Raw genomic sequence first — 1,588 nt, forward strand, 5'->3', positions numbered from 1 at the left:
GAGACCCGACAGTACTGCAAAGCTTCGGCGGCGCAGATAGTGCAGGTAATCGTACTACCGAGAAAACCCGCTAAGCTTCAGGTATATAAGGCCCGTACCGCAAACCGACACAGGTGGTCGAGGAGAGAATCCTAAGGTGCTCGAGTTAACCATGGCTAAGGAACTCGGCAAAATGGCCCTGTAACTTCGGGAGAAGGGGCGCTTCCTCCGCAAGGAGAAGCCGCAGTGAAAAGGCCCAGGCGACTGTTTAACAAAAACATATGGCTTTGCGAAATCGCAAGATGAAGTATAAGGCCTGACACCTGCCCGGTGCCGGAAGGTTAAGAGGGGATGTCAACCTTCGGGTGAAGCATTGAATCGAAGCCCCGGTAAACGGCGGCCGTAACTATAACGGTCCTAAGGTAGCGAAATTCCTTGTCGGGTAAGTTCCGACCTGCACGAATGGTGTAACGATCTGGGCGCTGTCTCAGCCATGGGCTCGGTGAAATTGTGGTGCCGGTGAAGACGCCGGCTACCCGCAACGGGACGGAAAGACCCCATGAACCTTCACTATAGCTTAACATTGTGGACCTGTACGTGATGTGTAGGATAGGCGGGAGATATTGAAGCGGGTTCGCCAGGATCCGTGGAATCGCCCTTGAAATACCGCCCTTTGCGTACGGGTTCCCTAACCCTTACTATTAGGGGGACATTGTTTGGTGGGTAGTTTGACTGGGGTGGTCGCCTCCAAAAAGGTAACGGAGGCTTTCAAAGGTAAGCTCAGTACGCTTGGTAACCGTACGCGGAGTGCAATGGCAAAAGCTTGCTTGACTGTGGGGCCTACAAGCCGAGCAGGGTCGAAAGACGGACATAGTGATCCGGTGGTTCCGTATGGAAGGGCCATCGCTCAAAGGATAAAAGGTACTCTGGGGATAACAGGCTGATCTCCCCCAAGAGCTCATATCGACGGGGAGGTTTGGCACCTCGATGTCGGCTCGTCACATCCTGGGGCTGGAGAAGGTCCCAAGGGTTGGGCTGTTCGCCCATTAAAGTGGCACGCGAGCTGGGTTCAGAACGTCGCGAGACAGTTCGGTCCCTATCTGTTGTGGGCGTTGGAAGTCTGAGTGGGTCTGGCCTTAGTACGAGAGGACCGGGCTGGACGCACCTCTGGTGAACCAGTTATGCCGCCAGGTGTACGGCTGGGTAGCTACGTGCGGTGTGGATAAGCGCTGAAAGCATCTAAGTGCGAAACCCGCCACGAGATTAGGCTTCCTTACAGGGCCGTGGGAGACTACCACGTTGATAGGCCGCAGGTGTAAAGGTAGAGATACCATAGCCGAGCGGTACTAATAGCCCGAAGCTTTCCGCGCCGGAAAGTTCCTTTGTCATCTTTTTCTGTTCGCTTTTTTTCCCGATAACTGTCAATTTTAGCCAGGTATGGCCGCTTGTTGTGCGGTCTGAGACTGCAAAAAGATATTCAGGTGCCTATATCGGCGGTGTCTACCTCTTCCCATTCCGAACAGAGCAGTCAAGCCCGCCAGAGCCGATGGTACTGCCGTAAAAGGTGGGAGAGTAGGTCGGTGCCGATTTTTATACAAAGCCCCTTCAG

2 rRNA genes are annotated in these 1,588 nt (G+C 54.1%); both read left to right on the forward strand.

The features are described 5' to 3' along the window. Window positions 1-1,349 (forward strand): 23S ribosomal RNA (locus tag C5745_RS19845); the annotation flags it as partial. Window positions 1,350-1,456: 107 nt separating this feature from the next. Continuing rightward, window positions 1,457-1,568: ribosomal RNA gene (gene rrf / locus C5745_RS19850) — 5S ribosomal RNA — on the forward strand. Window positions 1,569-1,588 lie beyond the last annotated feature (20 nt).

Source organism: Sphingobacterium haloxyli (assembly GCF_002980525.1).
Taxonomy (GTDB): domain Bacteria; phylum Bacteroidota; class Bacteroidia; order Sphingobacteriales; family Sphingobacteriaceae; genus Sphingobacterium; species Sphingobacterium haloxyli.